This is a genomic window from Flavobacterium sp. UMI-01, from assembly GCF_019656315.1.
Lineage (GTDB): Bacteria > Bacteroidota > Bacteroidia > Flavobacteriales > Flavobacteriaceae > Flavobacterium.
Genome location: NZ_BPLU01000019.1, coordinates 64,330 through 86,303 on the forward strand (window position 1 = coordinate 64,330; position 21,974 = coordinate 86,303).

Here is a 21,974-nt window from a genome sequence, read left to right on the forward strand (position 1 = left end):
ATAAGAAGTAGAAAAAGCAATATAAATCATCGCTCATATAGAATAAATTATTGCTCATTTACGCCTAAAAACCTTAAAAACAGGGCTAATATTCAATTTCCAACTAAAAACAGCATCAGTTTAGAATTGGTTCTCTTAATTTTTCAATATTCCCTTTTTTACACGCCAATCACAACTCTCCAAAAAAGATGTTAATTAAAGTTAAGGATATAATAAGCAAAAAAACAATAGTCCAAAGAGCAGCCTTTCAAAATGATTTTTAAAACTAATGGTCGTTTTACAAACTTTTGGAAATGCTCAAAAAAATAATCCTTTTTACTTATTGTTTTAAAAACAGAACGATTGATGCAGAAAACCTTTGGAACATGAAATCCTTAGTATCGGTTGGCAGACTTAAAGTCATCAAGAAGAGAATGTAATTAAACCACAGATTCGCTAATTTTTTTAAGATTAATAATTATCCGTGGACAATTTCAGAAGCTAAAGCGATAAAACTAAAAGCAACTCGTTTTTAACACTGTTGAAAATCAATAAAAAACCCTAACCATACAAAAGTCATTTGTACCGTTAGGGTGTTATTCTCTAGACGAATCTCGTTTGCTTCTTCAAAAAAACAGCAGGTTTTAAAACCTAAATCATTCTAAGAATAAAGCAAGAAAATCGCTTTTATATTACAATATGTAATGGTTAACTATTTTCTCTTTTATTTTCGTTTTCTTCTATAAATTGACTCGGAGTGACTTCAAACAATTCTCGGAATGTTTTACTAAAATAAGCTGTCGAATTAAATCCTGTCATGTGGGTTACTTCCTTGATGGAGTAATTTTTCTTCAACAACAAATCAGCAGCATAACGCAAACGTATCGTTCTGATAAAGTTACTTGGATTACCCCCTGTAAGGGAATTAATTTTTCTATAAAATTGTGACCTACCAATTCCCATCTCACTCAACAATTGCTCTTGTTTGAAATCGATATCACTAATGTTTTCAATAATGATTCGTGTGGCTTTATCCAAAAAGGCCTTATCTAAGTTATTAGTCGTTACATCGCCCGCTGGTAAAACACCCCCTATTTCAGAGAAGCGCTTTTGCAATCTTTGTTTTGCTTCGAGTAAATTATTAATTCTAGCCTTTAATACACTTGTCACAAATGGTTTCGAAATATAACCATCGGCGCCGTTTTCATATCCTTCTATCCTATCTTCCTCTAAACTTCTGGCCGTTAACAAGATTACTGGAATATGCGATGTTTCTATATCCGTTTTAATCTGGCGACACATTTCAAAACCATCCATTTTTGGCATCATGACATCACTTACAATGATATCTGGAAAATGTTTTTTAGTCATTTCTAAACCAGCTACACCATTAACCGCTTGTTTGACAATATATTCACCTTTTAAATCATTGGCCAAATGGGTGCGTAACTCCTTATTGTCTTCGACAATGAGAATTACGGGTACTTTTTCAGAATTCAATTCAGTAGGAGCGTCAGTTGCAGTGTTTAAATCATTTTCATTAGAAATAATCATGTCATAATTCACTGCTTCTCTAGAGTTTATCAAAAATTCATTTTTAATATTCTCTACCTTTTGTGATTTTGATTTTACATCCAATGGCAAACGAACCACAAATTTAGCACCTTTACGGCGTTTACTTTCTACGAAAATCTCGCCACCGTGCAATTCCACCAGGGCTTTGGTAAAGTTAAGTCCGATTCCTGTTCCTGATTTAGTAACATCTAAATTATAAAAACGAGAAAAAATGTGTTTGCGTTGTTCTTTATTCAATCCTACCCCATTATCCTTAACCACAATTTCAATAAAATCAACAACCTCTTGTGTTTTAAAGAAATAGAATTTAGACTTGGTAGATTGCGCTTTTATTTTGTTAATCGTAACGGATATTTCTCCACCATTTTGAGTAAACTTAATCGCATTAGAAAGCAAGTTGGTAATAATCTTTTCAACTTTATCAAAGTCAAAAAGACATTTGATACTCTCTGAGCCACTCGTGAAGGTATATTGAATGTCTTTTTTAGACGCTAAGTCTTTGAATAAAGAAAAAATATCATATCCAAATTTGACTATATCACCTTTTTCTAATTGAATTGGCGACATTCCCACATCCATCTTTCGGTAATCTAATAATTGATTTACAAGATGCAAAAGACGTCTGGCACTACGCTGTATGGAAACAGCGGAGGCTTTTACCACTTCGGGATCGTTAGTACTATTTAGTATTTTATCAACTGGATTCAAAATTAGGGTCAAAGGTGTTCTAAACTCATGAGAAACATTTACAAAGAATTGAAACTTCATTTGATCCAATTCGTGTTTTTGATTCTCCTGTACTTTTGATGTATAGTACTGCATCACAAACCATAACGCATAACTTCCTAACGCAAAATAAATCAAATAAGCCCACCAGGTTCTCCATAATGGGGGTAAAATTTTAATATCTACAAATGCCGTTTGAGCTGTTTCCCACTGTCCGTTAGTGGTTGCTTTCACTTCAAAAGTATAATTACCCGACTTAAGATTGGAAAGATTCACAGCTCTATTTGTTCCTACATTGATAAAATCTTCATCAAGTCCCTTCATTCTATAAGCATAATGTACCTGATCAGGGTTATCAAAATAAAGGGCTACAAATTCCAGTGAAATATAATTTTCATTGTAATTCAGCACCAATTCTTTGATTTCCGAAATGCTTTTGTTCAAAAGCACTCTTCCATTGATGGAATCCCCTTGATACACCACCTTATTATTTAACTTGAACTTGGTAATCTGCGGACGCAGTGCTAGAGATTTTGCTATTTTAATATCATTGGGTTGAAAAATATTAAAACCGTTAATCCCTCCTACAATAATACGCCCATTACGGGTTTTAGCAATTGATTTACTTTGAAACTCTGTCCCTTGTAATCCATCATGAGCATTAAAATTCATGATTTGATTGGTCTTAGGATTTAAAAAAGACAATCCTCCTTTGGTAGTAACCCAAATATTATAATTATTGTCTTCTTTAATACCAACCACAAGGTTATTAGGTAGTCCGTTTTCTGAAGAATATGATTTCTTTAAGTTTAATTTGGAATCTAATTTATACAAGCCATTATCTGAACCAACCCAAATGTTATTTTGATGATCTTCAGTCACATAATTGACCCCTCCCCCTTCTATTCCGTTTCCTTTTACTTGAACAAAATCGATGTCTTTGGGAATCCCTTTTATTTTGTTTAAGTCAACAATATTTAATCCTAATGAAGTACCTATGAACAAACGGTTTTTACTATCAATAAAGGTACAAATAACAGAATTACTTGCTAAACTATTCTCCTTACCATTGACACTTCTAAAATTTGTAAACTGCTTGCTTTCTGGGTGATACAAACTCAATCCTTCCGTTCTCAAACCAAACCATATTCGTCTTTGCGAATCTTCTACGCCTGTCCATACTGAACTTTGCCCGATTGAATTTGGATTTTGATTGTTGTGCAAAAAGGTTTCAAAAGAATTGCTATCTGGATTAAATTTGCATACTCCTCCATCTAATGTACATACCCAGATATGACCATCACGACTTTCAAAAGTATATAATATTTTATTCGAACTAAGTCCGCCTGGCCTACTGACAATATGTTTAAAGGATTTTGTTTTCTCATCAAAAAGATTCAGTCCTCCATTATAAGCACTAATCCAAATTCTTCCTTTTGAATCTTGTAAAACGGATTGAACTGTTTTTTGGTTGAGCCCATTAGAATCATTGGGTTGGTAATAATAATGTCCAAATGAATAACTGGAAGGGTCCAATTTACTCACCCCTTTATCATAACTCCCTATCCAATAAATACCTTTACGATCTTCAAAAATTTTACTCGGTTTGTTATTAGGCAAGGAGAACGGGTCCAAAAAGTCGTTTACAATATGCCTTTGTAAGGTAGCACTCCCATTTTTCTTTTGAAATAAAAACAATCCGGAAACATCAGTAGATACCCAAAACAACCCTTTTTTATCTTGATAAATATCAAAAATTGCAGTGCTGCTTCCTACGACCGAAATATGACTAAATGTATTTGTCTTTCTGTTCCATAAAATTAAATTAGAAAGATCGTTTCCTATCCAAAAATCACCATCTTTATCAACATAGAGTCTTTTTGGCAAATGATTGAGTTCATACGCCTTCGTTTTTTTTATATAAACTCTTTCAAAATTATCCTTTGTGCTATTGTATTTATTAAGATAATCGCCATTGGTAGCTACCCACACATCACCATTCTTGTCTTTTACGATAACATTAACCGAGTTATTGTCAATGGATTTTCTATTGGTTTGGCTATTTACATAATAGGAAAATTTATAATTCTGAACATTACTGGTATAATCACTCAACCCTATTTTGATTGCGCCATTATTGGTAGCAACCCACAATAAATTATTTATTTTATCATACCAAAGATCATTTATGATTTTTTGTGTCGTACTAGAAGGTGTCTGTGGATAAATGTTTTGAGGATACAAATTAATTCGGGTAAACTTATTGGTCTTTTTATTAAATAAGTTCAGTCCGTTATTCGTTCCTATCCACAAGTTTCCTTCATTATCTTCTTCGATAGCATTGACCCTATTGTTACTTATCGATTTTGAATCATTTAAGACAGTGCGGTAAATTTCAAATTCGTATCCGTTGTATTTGTTTAGTCCATCGATTGTTCCAAACCATAAAAAACCTTCCCTGTCTTGGAATATTTCGGTACAAGTACTACTAGAAAGCCCATTAAAAGTATCTAAATTCTCAAACTTTAAATTATTAAACTGCCCAAAAAGTAAATGGGTCATTAAACAAAAAAAGTAAATTATATAACTTCTAAAATTCATTCCTGTGTTGTCTTTAGATTGATTTAAACAATAATGAGTTGCAAAATTGATTTAAAAATTAAATAAATCTCTATTGCAACTCATAATCTTCAAAAATAACAAAATTACTTGTCAATTAGCTATTAGTACTTCACTAAAATTACAAATAGATTTCAAGTATTTCAGCTTGGTCAGCAACTAATTCAATTGCATTAACAGTAGCAGGCAACAATATTGTTTCTCCGTTTTGCAAACTGTACTTTTCTTCTTTGTATTGTATTTCAAGCGTACCACTTACACACATATAAATCACAAAAGAATCTGTGTTCGTGTAATCTTTGGATACAGTTCCTTCAATCTTAATAAAATTGGTTTTAAAATAAGGCGAATGCACTAATGTGTTGGTCCTATTAGCATCGGTATCATAAGCCGTTTTAAAATTCTCGTGATAGGTAAAATCAATCGCATCTAATGCCAATTCTGTATGCAATTCACGTTCTTTTCCTGTCGCTGCATCTACACGGTTGTAGTCATAAATTCTATAAGTTACATCCGAAGTTTGCTGAATTTCTGCCAATAACACCCCAGCACCAATAGCATGAATACGTCCCGTAGGAATATAAAACGTATCCCCTTTACTTACTTTTTCATGATGCATCACTTCTAAAATCGTATTGTCATTCAAATGTTGCTGGTAAGCCTCTTTATCAATTTCTGTTTCAAAACCTACAATAAGTTCCGCGTCCTCATCAGCCTGCATCACGTACCACATTTCATTTTTACCAAATGAATTATGACGTTCCTTAGCCAATTCATTACTAGGATGCACTTGAATTGACAATGGCGTTTTAGCATCAATAAACTTAATCAACAAAGGAAATTCTTCGCCAAAAGTTGCATACACTGAACCTCCAATAAATTCACTTTTATAGGCTTGAATAAGCTCTTTTAACGTTTTTCCCTGAAGTGGTCCCTCTAGTACTTGCGTTTCATCTCCTTTCACATCTGATATTTCCCAAGATTCTCCAATGCTTTCCTCATTGTAATCTTTATTAAGATAGGTCTTTAATTTATTTCCTCCCCAAAGACGGTATTTGTAAAGTGGCTTAAATTTAATAGGATATAATTCCATGCTGTAATTGTTTTTATTTTAAATAATTAAATACTTTTCAAATGTAATTTATTATGGTTTCAAAACCATCGATTGCGGTAAAAATCTTCACACCTTCCTCATTTTAACTCAAAACATTTCCTAACAACCATCATTATAATTATAGGGCAGTTTTTTGTAAGTTACAAATATAATCAAAACCTAAATACAATCGATTGTATTTGCGTTTAATTATTCCCCATTTGCTGTTATAATTCTATACCACTTCCAAGATATTGTTAGGATTGAAGCAATGCGCAATCATTTTCAAAAAAAGCTGAATTCAAAACAAATTTTTATAACTATTTTAGCTACCGCATCGTTGCATTTTAGTACTTTTTATGAAAATGCTCTTTTTTAAAACAAACTATAACAACATAAACTAACAATTCTTATGATAATAGACAGCTTACAAAATGCCGCTAAATATTATTCTTTACACCCACAATTCAAAGTCGCCTTTGAATACATTGCCCAAAACGACATCACTCAATTACCTGACGGAATGACAACTTTATCCGATGGATTACGAGTTATTGTCAATACAGGCGAAGGCAACCCCAAGGAAGATGCTTTGAAATTTTTTGAATGCCATGATTTACACATTGACATCCAAGTATGTGTGCAAGGTATTGAAACTTACGCATGGAAACCTAGAGAAAAATGCAACCAACCCAATGGCGAGTACAACACTGAAAAAGATGTTCGCTTTTGGTTTGATAAACCTGATACTTTTTTTGAATTAACCCACAATCAATTTGCCATTTTATATCCAGAGGATTGTCATGCGTCAATGATGGGGCAAGGTGAGATCAAAAAACTTATTTTTAAAGTTAAAATCTAAAAAGACATGAACAACATTACTGTAGATTTAACTGGAAAAATTGCACTTATCACAGGAGGTGGTGGCGTTCTAGGTGCCAGCATGGCTCATGCCTTAGCCGAAAATGGTGCAATTGTAGGTGTTTTAGGAAGAACAATTGACAAACTCAATGAAGTGGTCAATTCCATCCAAAACAATGGCGGACAAGCTTTTGCCCTACAAACAGATGTATTAAATGAAGACGATTTACAAAAAGTAAAAACACATATCCTAAACAAATATCAAAAACTAGACATCTTAATAAACGCCGCAGGTGGCAATATGCCAGGAGCAACGGTAGGTCCTAATCAAGACTTTTTTAATGTAAACCAAAATGATTTACAAAAAGTGATGGACTTGAATATCATGGGAACCTTTTTACCCTCAAAAGTTTTTTCAGAATTATTTGCCAAACAAAAAAACGGCACAATTATTAACATCTCATCGGCAGCTGCTGACCGTCCTTTGACACGTGTTGTGGGCTATGCAGCCTCAAAGGCGGCCATAGATAATTTCACGCGTTGGATGGCGGTAGAAATGGCCACCAAATACGGCGAAGGAATCCGAGTAAATGCGATTGCGCCAGGTTTTTTTATTGGTGAACAAAATCGCGCCTTATTACTCAACGACGATGGTAACTTGACGACTCGTGGCGAAGCTATCATTGCCCATACACCTATGGGACGTTTTGGAACACCTGATGATATTCAAGGTACTCTATTATGGCTATGCAGCGAGGCTTCGAAATTTGTAACAGGTATCGTTATTCATGTTGATGGCGGCTTTGGGGCTAAAAGTATTTAGTATAAAAAAAACGACAATTACGTCTCGTAATTGCCGTTTTAACGAACTAAAAACAAATTAAAAAAACTTATTTTTCAGTCTTTAGAATATTTTTTTATTCTAAAGACTTTTTTTTACAATTGTGTAAAAGGAACCGACTCTTTCTTTGTCTCAACTGTTTCCTCTTCATCCCATAAACTATTCATTTCTTCTAGCGTTTTCCCTTTGGTTTCTGGAACATATTTCCAAATAAACAAAGCAGCTAAAACCCCCATCACACCATAAATCCAATAGGCAAACCCATGATTGAATTGCGCCAATAAATAGCTGTTTTTATCCATCATAGGAAAGGTCCATGAAACTAAATAATTTGAAATCCATTGTGCTGCTACGGCTACTGCTAATGCTTTCCCTCTAATGTCATTTGGAAAAATTTCAGACAACAATACCCAAGCAACTGGCCCCCAACTCATAGCAAAAGCGGCTACATAAACCAGCATACAAATTAAGGCAAACATACCAAGCGACCCTACAAAAAAGGCAGTCCCAATAGCAAACATCGCCACAGCCATTCCTACGGCTCCGATAATCATCAATGGCTTACGACCTACTTTATCCACTGTTTGTATAGCCAAAACAGTAAAAATCAAATTAACACCCCCTACAATAATAGTTTGCAACAAAGCTGTATCTGTAGCTGACCCCATGCTTTTGAAAATCTCAGGGGCGTAATACAACACCACATTAATCCCTACAAACTGTTGGAAAACAGAAATCATTACTCCTATTACAATCACAGCCAAACCATAAGAAAATAATTTTCCAGAACGCTCTGTAACTGTATTTTTTATCTCATCTAAAACTTTAAACGCTTCTTCCTTACCGTTTACTTTTATCAATACATCTAAGGCTTTTTCAGGTTGCGAACGCAGCATCAATGACCTTGGTGTATCGGGAACGAAAAATAAGAATAATAAAAAAAGTACCGCTGGAATAATCTCAGACGCAAACATCCATCTCCATCCAATACTATCCAACCACGTAGAATCACCTTGTTTGGCTATATAATAATTCACAAAATACACCAACAACATACCAAAAATAATAGCAAATTGATTCATTGACACCAATTTTCCTCTATTCTTTGCGGGTGCGATTTCGGCAATGTACAACGGGGACAACATCGAAGCTAATCCAACTCCTACGCCACCAATGATTCGATACACCACAAAAATGTAAATAAATGTATGATCTCCTTGTCCTATTGGTTTTATGAACATCTCTGGAACTGCAGAACCAATAGCAGAAATTAAGAATAAAATAGCGGCCAAAATCAACCCTTTTTTACGGCCTAATAACTTACTGATTAATCCACCAAAAACGCCACCAATAATACACCCAATTAAAGCACTTGATACTAAAAATCCTAAGCGTGCATTGGCTTCCATTTCGTTTAAACCAAAAGGGAGCACAAAAAACTTATCTAAAGAACTCACAGTTCCCGAAATAACAGCGGTATCATACCCGAATAAAAGTCCTCCCAGCGTAGCGACTAGCGTCAACTTCAATAAATAACTGGAATTTTCTGTTGTTGTATTCATAATGTAAACAATTAAGTTGGTTGGTTAAAATTTAAAAAAGTTGGTTGTTTTTTATTAACAAAAACACTTCGAGACGGCCAATGCATCTCGCATTGACTCCCCTCGAAGGTTTTTATTGTATTCCAATATCCTATTTGATTAGATATATTGATTGATGATATTCTCGAACAGCTCTTGTTTACCACTTACCAATTCTAGCTCACCATTCTCTTGAGCGATTTTGTATAAATCTTGTAAATTGAGTTTTCCGTTTTCAAAATCTTTTCCTTTGCCTGAATCAAATGAAGCATAACGTTGTTCACGTAATTTATCATAAGCCGAAGAAGTGATGATTTTATCTGCTGTCAATAAGGCTCTAGCAAAAGTATCCGCACCACCAATATGAGCTAAGAAAACATCTTCCATATCTGTAGAGTTACGACGGATTTTAGCATCAAAGTTCACTCCTCCACCTTGTAATCCACCTGCTTTCAAGAAAACTAACATGGCTTCAGTTGTTTCTTGAATGTTGTTTGGAAATTGGTCTGTATCCCAACCATTTTGGTAATCCCCTCGGTTAGCATCGATGCTTCCTAACATACCTGCATTAGCTGCTACTTGTAGTTCGTGTTGAAAAGTATGCTGCGCCAAAGTAGCATGGTTCACTTCGATGTTGATTTTGAAATCCTTGTCTAATCCATACTGACGTAAAAAGCCAATTGCCGTAGCTGAATCAAAATCGTATTGGTGTTTCATTGGCTCCATAGGTTTTGGTTCAATAAAGAACGTTCCTTTAAAACCTTGCGCACGAGCATAATCTCTCGCTGTAGTTAAGAATTTTGCCATGTGATCTAATTCACGTCCCATATCAGTGTTTAGCAATGACATATATCCTTCACGTCCTCCCCAGAATACGTAGTTTTCACCACCCAAAGCAATAGTTGCATCTAAGGCTACCTTAACTTGACCCGCTGCTCTAGCCACCACCTTAAAATCAGGATTGGTAGAAGCTCCGTTCATGTAACGTGGATTCGAAAAACAGTTAGAAGTTCCCCAAAGCAATTTCACACCCGAAGCAGCTTGTTTTTCTTTCAAATATTCGGTAATAGAAAGAATTCTTTTTTCAGATTCAGCAAAAGTTGGCCCTTCAGCAATCAAGTCAAAATCATGAAAACAATAGTAATCAAAACCCATTTTGGTTACAAATTCAAAAGCCGCATCTGCTTTATCTTTCGCTGCTTGCAAAACATCTGAAGCTTGGTCCCAAGCAAAACTTTGTGTCCCTGGTCCAAATGGATCTGAACCTTGTCCGCAGAATGTATGCCAGTAAGCGATCGCAAATTTAAAATGCTCACGCATCGTTTTCCCTGCTACTACTTGCTCTGGGTTATAATATTTGAACGCTAATGGATTATCCGATGTCGCTCCTTCAAATTTAATTTCGCCAATTCCTTTAAAATACTCTTTATTGCCTATTACTGCCATTTTTAAAATAATTTATTTATTGATAATTAATTCAAGTTCTTTTTTCCAATTTTGGTAGGCCTCTTGGTAAGCCTGTTGATTAGGCAATGGTTTGTAACTCATTACATAATCATTCTCTGTGATGTTTTTGCCAAATTTCTCAAAATCACCCTCATGCAATCCTGATGCTCTTGCTGCACCAATGGCTCCAGTGGTATTGTAAATTTGGATTTCACAATTCATTACAATAGCGATGGTGTTTGCAAAAATGGGTGAGCGAAATAAATTATCGTTACCCGCACGCATCACTTTGATATCAATTCCGTCGGATTTCATGATTTCCATTCCGTAAATAAATGAAAAAGCAATACCTTCCAAGGCAGCACGACATAAATGTGCCTTATTGTGATTATTCAAATTGAGATTTACAATCCTTGTCCCAATATCTTGATTGTTTAACATGCGCTCCGCACCATTCCCAAAAGGAATTAGCACCACGCCATCTGAACCTACTGCAACAGATTCAGCTAGCGTATTCATTTCGTTATACGAAGCGACATTTAAATTATTTAACAACCAACGGTATTGAATCCCAGCACCATTAATGCATAACAATTTTCCAATTCTAGGATGCGCTCCTTTAACATAATTAACATGAGCAAAATTATTAACCCTAGCACTTTCTTTAACTGACAAACTATCGGTAACTGCATACACCACACCTGAAGTTCCGCCAGTAGCCGCAACTTCACCAGGATTAAATACATTTAACGATAACGCATTATTAGGTTGATCACCCGCTCTATAAAAAATGGGCGTTCCTGCGGCTAGTCCACTTTCTTGTGCTCCTTTGGTATCTACCTCAGATTGATACCCAAACGTAGGAACAATTTCAGGAATCAAATTCGAATCGATTCCATAATGTTTTAAAAGAATATCCGCAACATCATCCTTCTTAAAATCCCAAAAAATCCCCTCAGACAATCCTGAAATCGTGGTATTTATCGTGTTAGACAAACGATAAGCCAGATAATCTCCAGGCAACATGAATTTGTAAATTTGTTGGTATATTTCGGGTTCATTTTCTTTTACCCATTTCAATTTTGAAGCCGTAAAATTACTAGGAGAATTAAGCAGATGCTCATTACACTGTGTTTCTCCAAGAGCCTCAAACGCTTGGTTTCCTATAGCAACTGCTCTACTGTCACACCAAATGATAGAAGGTCGTAACGATTGTCCTTTTTCATCTACCAAAACCAAACCATGCATTTGGTACGAAATACCAATTCCCTTGATTTGCGAGTTGACAATGTTGTGGTTTTTCATCAGTTTTGCAATAGCATTGCAGGCATGATGCCACCAATCTTCAGGTTTTTGTTCTGCCCAACCGTTTTTCACAGCAAGCATACTCATTTCGGTTTCGGGTTCTTGTACCACTCCAATGCTTTTCCCCGTGGTCATTTCGACCAAGGCCACCTTAATGGAAGAACTTCCGATATCAAATCCAATGTAATACATAATTATAGTGATTCTCTAATAGTTAACTGTGTTGGTACATAGTGTTGCATAGAACCGTCCTGAGTCACAAATTGCGCTCCTAGGGTTCCTAAGGTTTTAAAATCAGTAGATACTACTGAAATGCCTTTGTAAATAAACTTTTTCATTGGCGTTTCATTATAGGACAAAATCCCTACATCTTTACCCGGCTCCAAGTTTAATTCCTGAGCTTGCTCTAAAAATTGCCCTAAAAAACGATCGCTCACACTTATATAAGCGGTATGCTTGGCAATTTTCCAATCTTTTGTATCAGTGACTAACTCGTATTTCATTTTAAAATCAGCAGCAAATTTTTTAAAAAAGGCAACTGATTCCATAGGATGATTGGTATAACTGGGATAGACAAAGTGAATGGATTCGTACCGACTCAAATGTTCTTTTGCCGCTACTAATGCATCGTAAAAAGACTGTCCAAAATCTTGAAAAACATAGTTGCATTGTGGTTGCGAATGAATATTCCAATCTATCCACAATAACTTATCTGCAGGTAACGTATTCAAAACCGAAACCACCTCTTGATTATCAAAAGGCATGACAATATATTTATAATACTTCCCTAAGCTATTTTGGATAATTGTTTTAAAATTATCCACATTATAGTGATGAAATTGCACATCAGTAATGAAGTTATCAGGGAGATTGTTTACAAATGAATGATACAATACTTCTTTATAGGCTTTAAAAGTATCCAAAACTAAAAGCACTTTTCGAGTTTCTCCAGCTACATAATAACCTTTACTAGGTACAGAATCAATTACACCTTGTTCCTTCAAAATCAGATAGGCTTTAAAAACGGTATCCCGAGAAAGCTTACACGATTTACTCACACTGGTTACCGAAGGTAGTTCGGCTCCTATGAGTAATTCTTTTTGAGCTATCGCATTCTTGATACCATCTACCAGCTGTTGGTATTTGGGCTCTTCTGCTTTATTACTCAATTGAAAGACTACCGTGTTTTTCATCTATTTTTATTAAAAAACTTTATTATTCAATACTCGATTTACCCCTTCAATTCAAAACAAAACATTAAAAATAAATCATACCGTACTGTACTGTACTGAAAGCAAATGTAACAAAAAAATTAATACAACAACAAATGCTGAAAATAAATAATGAGATCGTGAAAATTTAATTATAAAAAAGAATTGCGCCTAAAAAATAAAGAAGATTTCGTATTTCATTAGAATATTAAAACACACTAAAAACCATTGACTAACAATTAATTGCTTTTTTTTATCAATCCTAAAAGAATATTGAATTAATCAAAATTTTCTTTTACAATGATTTCCAACGGCATGTAATAGGTTTCCTCTACAGCTTCCTGTAACACCAATTTTTTGTACAAATGATTCACCGCACTATATCCTTGTTCCTCGGGTTTTTGATTGATTAAAAAGTCTATGACTCCTTTTTTAAGATACTCAATATTTTTTTCTAGCAAATCATAACCAATAATGCGTATCCCATTGATCTGATTTTCTTCTAAAAATTGAGCTACAATATACGCCCTAGAATTGGGTACAAACACACTACTAATTCCTTCAAACATCGCTTTATCAAGTTGATTCAAACTGGAATCATTGATGGTAATTTCAGAAAACTTAAAATGAGTCAACTGAGGATTCTGTCTAAAAAAAGAATAAAACCCATCAATACGCTGTAGGTAAACAGAAGTCGCCTCAATATCGCGCGTTATTTTCACAATCAACACCTTTCGTTGTTCTTTTACAGCAAAACTTGTTAATCGGCCCGCCAAAAAACCACTTTTAAATGCATTTTGTCCCACATACGCATGTCCTTTAGGCTCGACAATATCTGAGTCAATCATAACAATTGGTTTGTCTTTTTTTTGGAATTCTTCTAAAAAACGGACGGATTCATCATAAAAAATAGGCGCAAAAAGCAAACCATCAAAATCAGCTTCGAGCACGTTTTGAGCCATACGTACAAATGAAACGGGATCAAAATCATACAAATAATACGAAATACTGACACCATAGGGTTTAAATTCTTTTTCGGCTTTCTCAATACCCCGCATCTGGATTTTCCAGTATTCCAAATCTGAAAATTGAGGCAATAAAACTGCAAATTTAAATTTCTTATTAAAAGCTAAGTTGCTTGCAAAAATATTTCTCTTATATCCATATTCCTCAATAATAGCATTTACTTTATCAATATTTTCTTGCGCCACCTGTCCCCTATTATGTATAATACGGTCCACTGTTCCTGTTGAAACATTTGCTAAACGTGCTATTTCTTTGATGGTTATGATAGGGTATCTTTTTAAATTAGAGATGATTTGAAATGGGTAAAATTAATTTTTTTTTTCAAAAAAAGTTGTTCACCTATAATTTTTATATACATTTGTAAACACACCGTGTGCGAACACGCAAAAACAACAAACACCTAATAAAACTCTTTTTCGCCTGAAAACCATCGGTTTAAGAGTTTTTAAACTAAGGAAGATATTGAACAATGAAAACAAATCAATTATAATTTATAAAAATGGATTCAATCTTTAATTTAAAAGGAAAAGTAGCGCTTATCACTGGTGGTGGAGGTGTTTTAGGAAGTAATATGGCTATGGTTTTAGCAAAGCAAGGGGCGATAGTTGGGATAGTAGGTTTTACTATCGAAGAGGCTAATAGAACGGTTGAAAATATTGAAAAAATTGGCGGACAAGGATATGCCGTACAAGGAAACGTATTAGACAAAGAAAATCTAGAAAAAATAAGAGATTATGTTCTTGAAAAATACGGTCGCTTAGATTTATTGATTAATGCCGCAGGAGGTAATATGCCTGGAGCTACTATTGGGCCAGACCAAGCTATTTATGATTTAAAAACTGAAGATTTACGTAAAGTTTTAGATTTAAATATTGTAGGTACAGTATTGCCTTCTCAGGTGTTTTCTGAAATTTTCGCCAAACAAAAGTCAGGAAACATCATCAACATCTCTTCGGCATCGGCTAAAAGGCCTTTAACACGTGTGGTGGGATATTCAGCTTCCAAAGCTGCTATTGACAACTTCACCCAATGGATGGCTGTTGAATTAGCTTCGAAATATGGAGAAGGCATTCGTGTGAATGCGATCGCTCCAGGTTTTTTTATTGGTGAACAAAACCGCGCTTTATTATTGACTCCTGAAGGTGAATTGACTCCTCGAGGAATGAAAATTATTGACCACACACCTATGGGTCGTTTTGGTGTTCCCGAAGATCTTGATGGTGCGTTGCTTTTTTTAGCCAGTGATTTGTCTAAATTTGTAACTGGTACTGTTGTAAATGTGGATGGAGGATTTGCAGCATCAAGCATCTAAAAATTAACCAATCTATAAAAATTGATTGTCTAATAAAACATTAAAATTAAAAAAGGTTGGCCATTAATAAATTAAGTTTATTAAGGCTTAATTATTCATAATTCCTTAATGGTGAAATTTCACAGTTTTAGCGATCTATTTAATTCATGGTAAACAAAATTAACTATTACTTTAAAAAATATATAAAATGGAACAAACATGGAGATGGTACGGACCTAATGATCCCGTAAAATTATCAGATGCACGTCAAGCTGGAGCGACAGGAATAGTTACTGCTTTACATCATATCAAGAACGGTCAAGTGTGGGAAGTGGACGAAATCATGAAACGTAAAAAAGAAGTGGAAGCAGCGGGCTTGACTTTATCAGTGATAGAAAGTATTCCGGTTCACGAGGACATTAAAAAACAAACAGGGAATTATTTAGAATACATTGAAAACTACAAACAAAGCATCAAAAACTTAGCTGCTTGTGGTATCAATATCGTTTGTTATAATTTCATGCCAGTTCTAGACTGGTCAAGAACCGACTTGTCTTATGAAGTTGAAGATGGTTCTAAAGCATTACGCTTTGACGTTAATGAGTTTGCTGCTTTTGAATTGTTTATTTTAAAAAGACCTGGTGCTGTAAACACCTACACCGAAGCACAAAAAGCCAAAGCCAAAGCTACTTTTGACAAATTAACTGAGGCTGATAAAATCAAATTGCAACAAAATATCATTGCAGGATTACCGGGTGCTGAAGAATCTTACACTGTAGAAGATTTTCTAAAAGTACTACAAGCTTACGACGGAATTGATGCTGCTAAATTAAAAGAGAATTTATATTTTTTCTTGCGCGAAATCATTCCAGTAGCCGAAAGTGTAGGGGTAAAAATGGCCATTCATCCTGATGATCCTCCTTACCCAATTTTAGGATTACCAAGAGTTGTAAGTACCGAAGCAGATTTAAAACAATTATTAGAAGCTATTGATTCTCCTTCAAATGGCTTTACAATGTGCACCGGTTCGTATGGTGTAATTGCTGAAAATGATTTGGCAGGAATTGTGGATCGTCATGGGGATAAAATGAATTTTATTCACTTGAGAAGTACTCAAAGAGACGAAGAAGGCAACTTTTATGAAGCCAATCACTTAGAAGGTGATGTGGACATGTACGAAGTGGTAAAATCGATTGTAAAAAAAGAAAGAGAAACTGGTCGAATTATTCCGATGCGTCCTGACCACGGACATCAAATGCTAGATGATTTGAATAAAAAAACCAACCCTGGTTATTCAGGAATTGGTCGTTTAAGAGGTTTGGCTGAATTAAGAGGTCTTGAATTAGGTATCAAAAGAAGCTTATAATCCGTAATAACTCTTTATAAAAATCTTAGCCACAAATTCACGAATCTTTTTTTAGCAGGTTAAAACAATTTCTTATACCATGTTTAATTCGTGAATTCGTGGCTTAAAACGTTATAGTATTATAAAAAAAATACAACCCCTTGACAATGACTAAAACTGCCTTTATCACACCAAACTTCATGCTGCACAATGAAGTCGCCCGCACGCTATATCATGAATACGCCCAATCTCAGCCTATTTTTGACTACCACAATCATTTGTCACCCAAAGACATTGCCGAAGACCGTCAATTTGAGAATATTACCCAATTATGGATTGAAGGCGATCATTATAAATGGCGAGCCATGCGTGCCAACGGAATCGATGAAAAATACATCAGTGGCGATGCCTCTGATTATGAAAAATTCCTAAAATGGGCCGCAACCATTCCTTATACTTTACGAAATCCTTTGTATCATTGGACACATTTGGAATTAAAAAATTATTTTGGAATTGATGATTTACTCAATGAAGAAACTGCTGATGCCATTTACCAACAGTGCAATGCATTATTAAAAAAACCCGAATTTAGTGTTCGAAATTTATTGCGTAAAATGAATGTCAAAATGGTAGGAACTACAGATGACCCTACCGATGATTTGCAATATCACAAACAACTTCGAGAAGAAAACTTTGACATTGCCGTACTGCCCTCTTTTCGTCCTGACAAAGCAACCGAAATCGAAAAAGGTTCCGCTTTTGCTCAATGGATTCAAAAACTAGAAAAAACCGCTGGTTTCGAAATCCTGTCTTTTGAAAAATTAATCCAAGCCTTACAACTGAGACATGATTATTTTCATGAAAATGGATGTCGCATCTCTGACCATGGTCATGCTACTTTTTATGGTGAAAATTATACTAATGAAGAAATTGACTCTATTCTACAAAAAGGAATTAAGGTTGAAAATATAACCGAAATAGAAATTAACAAATACAAATCAGCGGTTTTATATGAACTAGCCAAAATGAACCATAAACGAGGCTGGGTACAACAATTTCATATTGGTGCTATCCGTAACAACAACGCCAGAATGATGGAACTTTTAGGACCTGATCAAGGTTTTGATTCGCTTGGGGATTTAAATTCAGCCAACGCCATGAGTGCTTTTTTTGGAAAATTAAGCGCTAGTGATTCCTTAACCAAAACTATCGTGTACAACCTCAACCCAAAAGACAGCGAAATGTTTGCCGCTATGGCTGCAAACTTCAATGATGGGTCTGTACCTGGAAAGATGCAGTATGGAGCTGCGTGGTGGTTTTTGGACCAAAAAGACGGCATGGAAAAACAATTGAATGTATTATCCAATTTTGGTTTGCTTTCACGTTTCGTGGGAATGTTAACCGATTCTAGAAGCTTTTTATCCTTTCCACGACATGAATATTTCAGACGTATTTTATGTAACACCCTTGGAGATGAAGTCGAAAAAGGAGAATTGCCCAATGACATGCAACTCATAGGGAATTTAGTAAAATCCATTTGCTATGATAATGCCAAAAATTATTTTAACATCCCTGTAAAAGAATAACCTATATTTACAAGGGTGCACAACACCCTTTTTTCTATTATAACTAAAAAACTATTCCTTATTATGACTCAAAAAAACCAAACCATTGGTAAGTACCGCTGGACGATTTGTAGTTTGCTCTTTTTTGCGACTACAATCAACTATCTGGACAGGCAAGTACTTTCTTTAACTTGGAGCGACTTTATAGCTCCTGAATTTCATTGGACTAATAATGATTACGGAAACATCACTGCTTTATTCTCTATTTTCTATGCCGTATCCTTGTTGTTTGCAGGACGATTTGTTGACTGGTTAGATACTAAAAAAGGGTTTCTTTGGGCCATTGGAATTTGGTCAGTAGGAGCTTGTTTACATGCTTTTTGTGGTATTGCCACTTCAGGAATTATCACAGGAAATTGGTTTGTAGGTTTTGAAGGTGCCAAAGAAATCATTGCCACTATCAATGATACCGCCATGGTTATCAATGTGAGTGTAACACTGTTCATTTTTGCGCGTTTTATTTTGGCTCTAGGAGAAGCTGGAAATTTTCCCGCTGCCATCAAGACCACCGCTGAATATTTCCCCAAAAAAGATCGCGCTTTCTCTACTAGTATTTTTAACGCTGGAGCTACAGTTGGAGCATTAGCAGCACCAATTACGATTCCGTTTATAGCTAAAGCTTTTGGTTGGGAAATGGCTTTTATCATCATTGGAGCACTAGGATTTGTTTGGATGGGATTCTGGATTTTCATGTATGACAAACCTGAAAGACACCCTAAAGTAAGTGCTGCCGAATTAGCTTATATCCAACAAGATGATATTGCAGATAGCAAACTAGTAGGATATGTACCCGAAACCACCACTAAAGTATCTTTAAAACAATGTTTGACCTACAGACAAACATGGGCCTTTGCATTTGGTAAATTTATGACTGATGGTGTATGGTGGTTCTTTTTATTCTGGACACCTGCTTATTTAAGTTCAGTTTACGGAATGGATTCAACTCAAGCTGCTTTCCCTTTGTTTGTTTTGTATATGATTACCTTACTTTCTATTATTGGTGGCTGGCTCCCTACTTACTTTGTTGAAAAGAAAGGTATGGATCCTTATGCAGGTAGAATGCGTTCGATGTTGATTTTTGCCTTCTTTCCTTTATTAGCATTGGTTGCACAACCTTTAGGTTATATCAGTTATTGGTTGCCTGTTATTATCATCGGAATTGCAGGAGCCGCACATCAGGCATGGTCTGCTAATATTTTTACCACTGTAGGAGATATGTTTCCTAAAAAAGCCATTGCAACTATTACAGGTATTGGTGGATTAGCTGGAGGAGTAGGTTCAACAGTTATCAATAAAAGTTCTGGTCTCTTATTTGATTACACTCAAGAAACCAATATGGTTTTTATGGGGTTTCAAGGGATTGAAGCAGGTTATTTCATCATCTTCTCAATCTGTGCGGTTTGTTACCTCATCGGTTGGTCTGTGATGAAAATTTTAGTACCAAAATACAGTCCTATAACCGATTTATAGTTCAACTCCTACCATATAAACCTTTTTTACAAATAAAACTACCCCAAAAAGACAAATCCTTTTTGGGGTAGTTTTATTTTTCACTTTAGTATCCAATGTATAAAAATCATCCAATTGGTGATAGCAAAGTATAAACCCAGTTTAAATCAAGCACAAAAAAAGTCCGTTTCTTTTACAAAAACGGACTTTCTATACTTTCAGGAGGAACTACTTTAAATCTTAATCTGAAACTTGAACTAAAAACTAAAAACTAAAAATTTAACTTCAGTAGTCCCCACCTGTAAATCAACAATTTAATTCTCTACAAAAGGGTTATGCAACGCCTTTTATCAGAACGGGAGCAAAAGTACTCTTTTCAATCGATTTCGTAAAATAATTTCAATATTTTTTTTCAAAAAAAATCCAGTACAAAACTTGCACTGGATTTCAAATTGTAATCGTATAACTTTTTAAATGATAATACGGATAATTTCACCGTTTCGATTCATCATTTCAATTCTAACACTTTGGTTTTCATCTTTTTTACTCAACAATTTAGATACAGTCTCCACATCTATTGCTTTTACATTATCAATGCTCAAGATGATATTTCCTTGAAGTTCTTCCGAATATTGAGCTAAATTTTCATTATGAATGGCCTTAATTTTCACACCATAATTCAATTTGAATTTCTTTTTATCAGCGGCATCAATATTTTCAAGCTCCATTCCTTTGAGTTCTGTAGTGAAAAATTCATTTTTACTCAAAGTCACCGTAGTCGTTTTCGTTTTTCCTTCTCTAATATAAGTCACCTCAACTTTATCATTAGGACGTTTGGTATTAAGGTAGCCCGATAAATCTGCAAAAGTAGAAATCGCTTTGCCATCAAGTTTGACAATGATATCTCCTTTTTGTAATCCTGATTTTTCAGCACCTGAATTTTTAGTTACCTTATTGATATAAAATCCTTCGGTTTGAGACACCCCTAATTCCTTAGATGCCATAGCATTCAATTCACCACCTTCAACACCTAGAATTCCCCTTTGCACATTCCCATACTCCATAATGTCTTCGATGATTTTTCGAGCAATATTAGAAGGCACGGCAAAAGAATATCCTACATACGAACCCGTCATAGACGAAATCATGGTATTTATCCCGATTAAGTTTCCTTGGGTATCGACCAAAGCCCCCCCACTATTACCTGGATTTACCGCAGCATCCGTTTGGATAAATGATTGTATTCCGTTATCACCTAAATTTCGCGCCTTAGCAGATACAATTCCAGCCGTAACTGTCGAAGTCAAATTATAGGGATTCCCCACTGCCAATACCCACTCTCCTACCTTCACATTATCCGAATCTCCAAAGGCGGTATAAGGAAGTTTTTCATTTGCATCAATTTTCAACAAGGCAATATCCATTTTAGAATCGGTTCCAATTAATTTTGCCTTGTATGATTTTTTATTATTCAATGTAATTTCAATCTCTGAAGCATCTTTTATTACATGGTTGTTAGTTACAATGTATCCGTCTTCAGAAATAATTACACCTGAACCCGTACCAATTTGCTCTTGTGATTGTCCTCCTCTATACCCATAAAAAAACTCTAACATGGGATTAGAAATAGTACGACGAGTCACATTTTTTACGTGAACCACAGAGTGTATCGTTTTATCAGCTGCTTCCGTAAAATCCAATACATTTGCGGACAAACCTACATTACGGTTGTAGTTGTTTGTGGCCAATGTAGTCAAAGGCTTTTGTTCCAAAGAAAAAGGAGCATTGGTATCAAAAAACAATTTATAAGCTCCTAAAGTTGTAGCCCCACTCATGAGTGACACTAGAAAAAGCTGTGAAATTTTATTCATACTGTTAAGTCGTTTTATTAGTTTACAAAGTAAAATTAAAAAGAAAAATAGTGATACAAAAACAGTTTAACGCCCTTTAACAGGGATTAACTTTTTATTAATAATATTCCTAAATTACTCAAACAATTAGT

Annotated in this window: 14 protein-coding genes; 6 read left to right on the forward strand and 8 right to left on the reverse strand. The window is 35.0% G+C overall.

Translation table 11 applies throughout. The features are described 5' to 3' along the window. Positions 1 to 687 precede the first annotated feature (687 nt). Entirely contained in the window at positions 688 to 4,842 is a 4,155-nt protein-coding gene (locus tag K5R64_RS07685; RefSeq protein WP_255580325.1) for a two-component regulator propeller domain-containing protein, read from the reverse strand. Between the two features lie 178 nt (positions 4,843 to 5,020). Next, a complete protein-coding gene (locus K5R64_RS07690; RefSeq protein ID WP_220762391.1) occupies positions 5,021 to 5,992 on the reverse strand; it encodes a type I phosphomannose isomerase catalytic subunit in 972 nt (323 codons plus the stop codon). A 412-nt stretch (positions 5,993 to 6,404) separates the two neighbouring features. Between K5R64_RS07690 and K5R64_RS07695 the strand changes: the two genes are divergently transcribed. Both K5R64_RS07695 and K5R64_RS07700 read left to right on the forward strand, forming a co-directional pair. Continuing rightward, complete coding sequence (locus K5R64_RS07695; protein WP_220762393.1) at positions 6,405 to 6,854, forward strand: YhcH/YjgK/YiaL family protein; 450 nt, start codon at positions 6,405 to 6,407, stop codon at positions 6,852 to 6,854. A 6-nt stretch (positions 6,855 to 6,860) separates the two neighbouring features. Next, positions 6,861 to 7,676: an SDR family oxidoreductase gene (locus K5R64_RS07700; RefSeq protein WP_220762394.1), complete on the forward strand. Its 816-nt coding sequence runs from the start codon at positions 6,861 to 6,863 to the stop codon at positions 7,674 to 7,676. Positions 7,677 to 7,789: 113 nt separating this feature from the next. On the opposite strand, the gene xylE is transcribed toward K5R64_RS07700, so the two are convergent. The 5 genes from xylE to K5R64_RS07725 all read right to left on the reverse strand — a co-directional run bounded on the left by xylE (position 7,790) and on the right by K5R64_RS07725 (position 14,555). Then, positions 7,790 to 9,256, reverse strand: a complete 1,467-nt coding sequence (xylE, locus tag K5R64_RS07705) for a D-xylose transporter XylE (protein WP_220762395.1) — start codon at positions 9,254 to 9,256, stop codon at positions 7,790 to 7,792. 138 nt (positions 9,257 to 9,394) lie between these two features. Next, positions 9,395 to 10,720: a xylose isomerase gene (xylA, locus tag K5R64_RS07710; RefSeq protein ID WP_220762396.1), complete on the reverse strand. Its 1,326-nt coding sequence runs from the start codon at positions 10,718 to 10,720 to the stop codon at positions 9,395 to 9,397. 12 nt (positions 10,721 to 10,732) lie between these two features. Further along, a complete protein-coding gene (locus K5R64_RS07715; protein ID WP_220762397.1) occupies positions 10,733 to 12,217 on the reverse strand; it encodes a xylulokinase in 1,485 nt (494 codons plus the stop codon). A 2-nt stretch (positions 12,218 to 12,219) separates the two neighbouring features. After that, entirely contained in the window at positions 12,220 to 13,218 is a 999-nt protein-coding gene (locus tag K5R64_RS07720; protein WP_220762398.1) for a GntR family transcriptional regulator, read from the reverse strand. Between the two features lie 296 nt (positions 13,219 to 13,514). Next, positions 13,515 to 14,555, reverse strand: a complete 1,041-nt coding sequence (locus tag K5R64_RS07725) for a LacI family DNA-binding transcriptional regulator (protein ID WP_308443158.1) — start codon at positions 14,553 to 14,555, stop codon at positions 13,515 to 13,517. A gap of 206 nt (positions 14,556 to 14,761) precedes the next feature. Between K5R64_RS07725 and K5R64_RS07730 the strand changes: the two genes are divergently transcribed. The 4 genes from K5R64_RS07730 to K5R64_RS07745 all read left to right on the forward strand — a co-directional run bounded on the left by K5R64_RS07730 (position 14,762) and on the right by K5R64_RS07745 (position 19,993). After that, positions 14,762 to 15,574, forward strand: a complete 813-nt coding sequence (locus K5R64_RS07730) for an SDR family oxidoreductase (protein ID WP_220762400.1) — start codon at positions 14,762 to 14,764, stop codon at positions 15,572 to 15,574. 187 nt (positions 15,575 to 15,761) lie between these two features. Further along, positions 15,762 to 16,919 carry a mannonate dehydratase gene (gene uxuA, locus K5R64_RS07735; RefSeq protein ID WP_220762402.1) on the forward strand — a complete coding sequence of 386 codons (1,158 nt, stop codon included), beginning with the start codon at positions 15,762 to 15,764 and terminating at the stop codon, positions 16,917 to 16,919. A 146-nt stretch (positions 16,920 to 17,065) separates the two neighbouring features. Continuing rightward, entirely contained in the window at positions 17,066 to 18,484 is a 1,419-nt protein-coding gene (gene uxaC, locus K5R64_RS07740) for a glucuronate isomerase (protein WP_220762404.1), read from the forward strand. A gap of 63 nt (positions 18,485 to 18,547) precedes the next feature. After that, a complete protein-coding gene (locus K5R64_RS07745; protein WP_220762406.1) occupies positions 18,548 to 19,993 on the forward strand; it encodes an MFS transporter in 1,446 nt (481 codons plus the stop codon). A 449-nt stretch (positions 19,994 to 20,442) separates the two neighbouring features. On the opposite strand, the gene K5R64_RS07750 is transcribed toward K5R64_RS07745, so the two are convergent. After that, the gene (locus K5R64_RS07750; protein WP_220762408.1) at positions 20,443 to 21,843 is read right to left on the reverse strand and encodes a Do family serine endopeptidase; all 1,401 of its coding nucleotides are present in this window, start codon (positions 21,841 to 21,843) and stop codon (positions 20,443 to 20,445) included. Positions 21,844 to 21,974 lie beyond the last annotated feature (131 nt).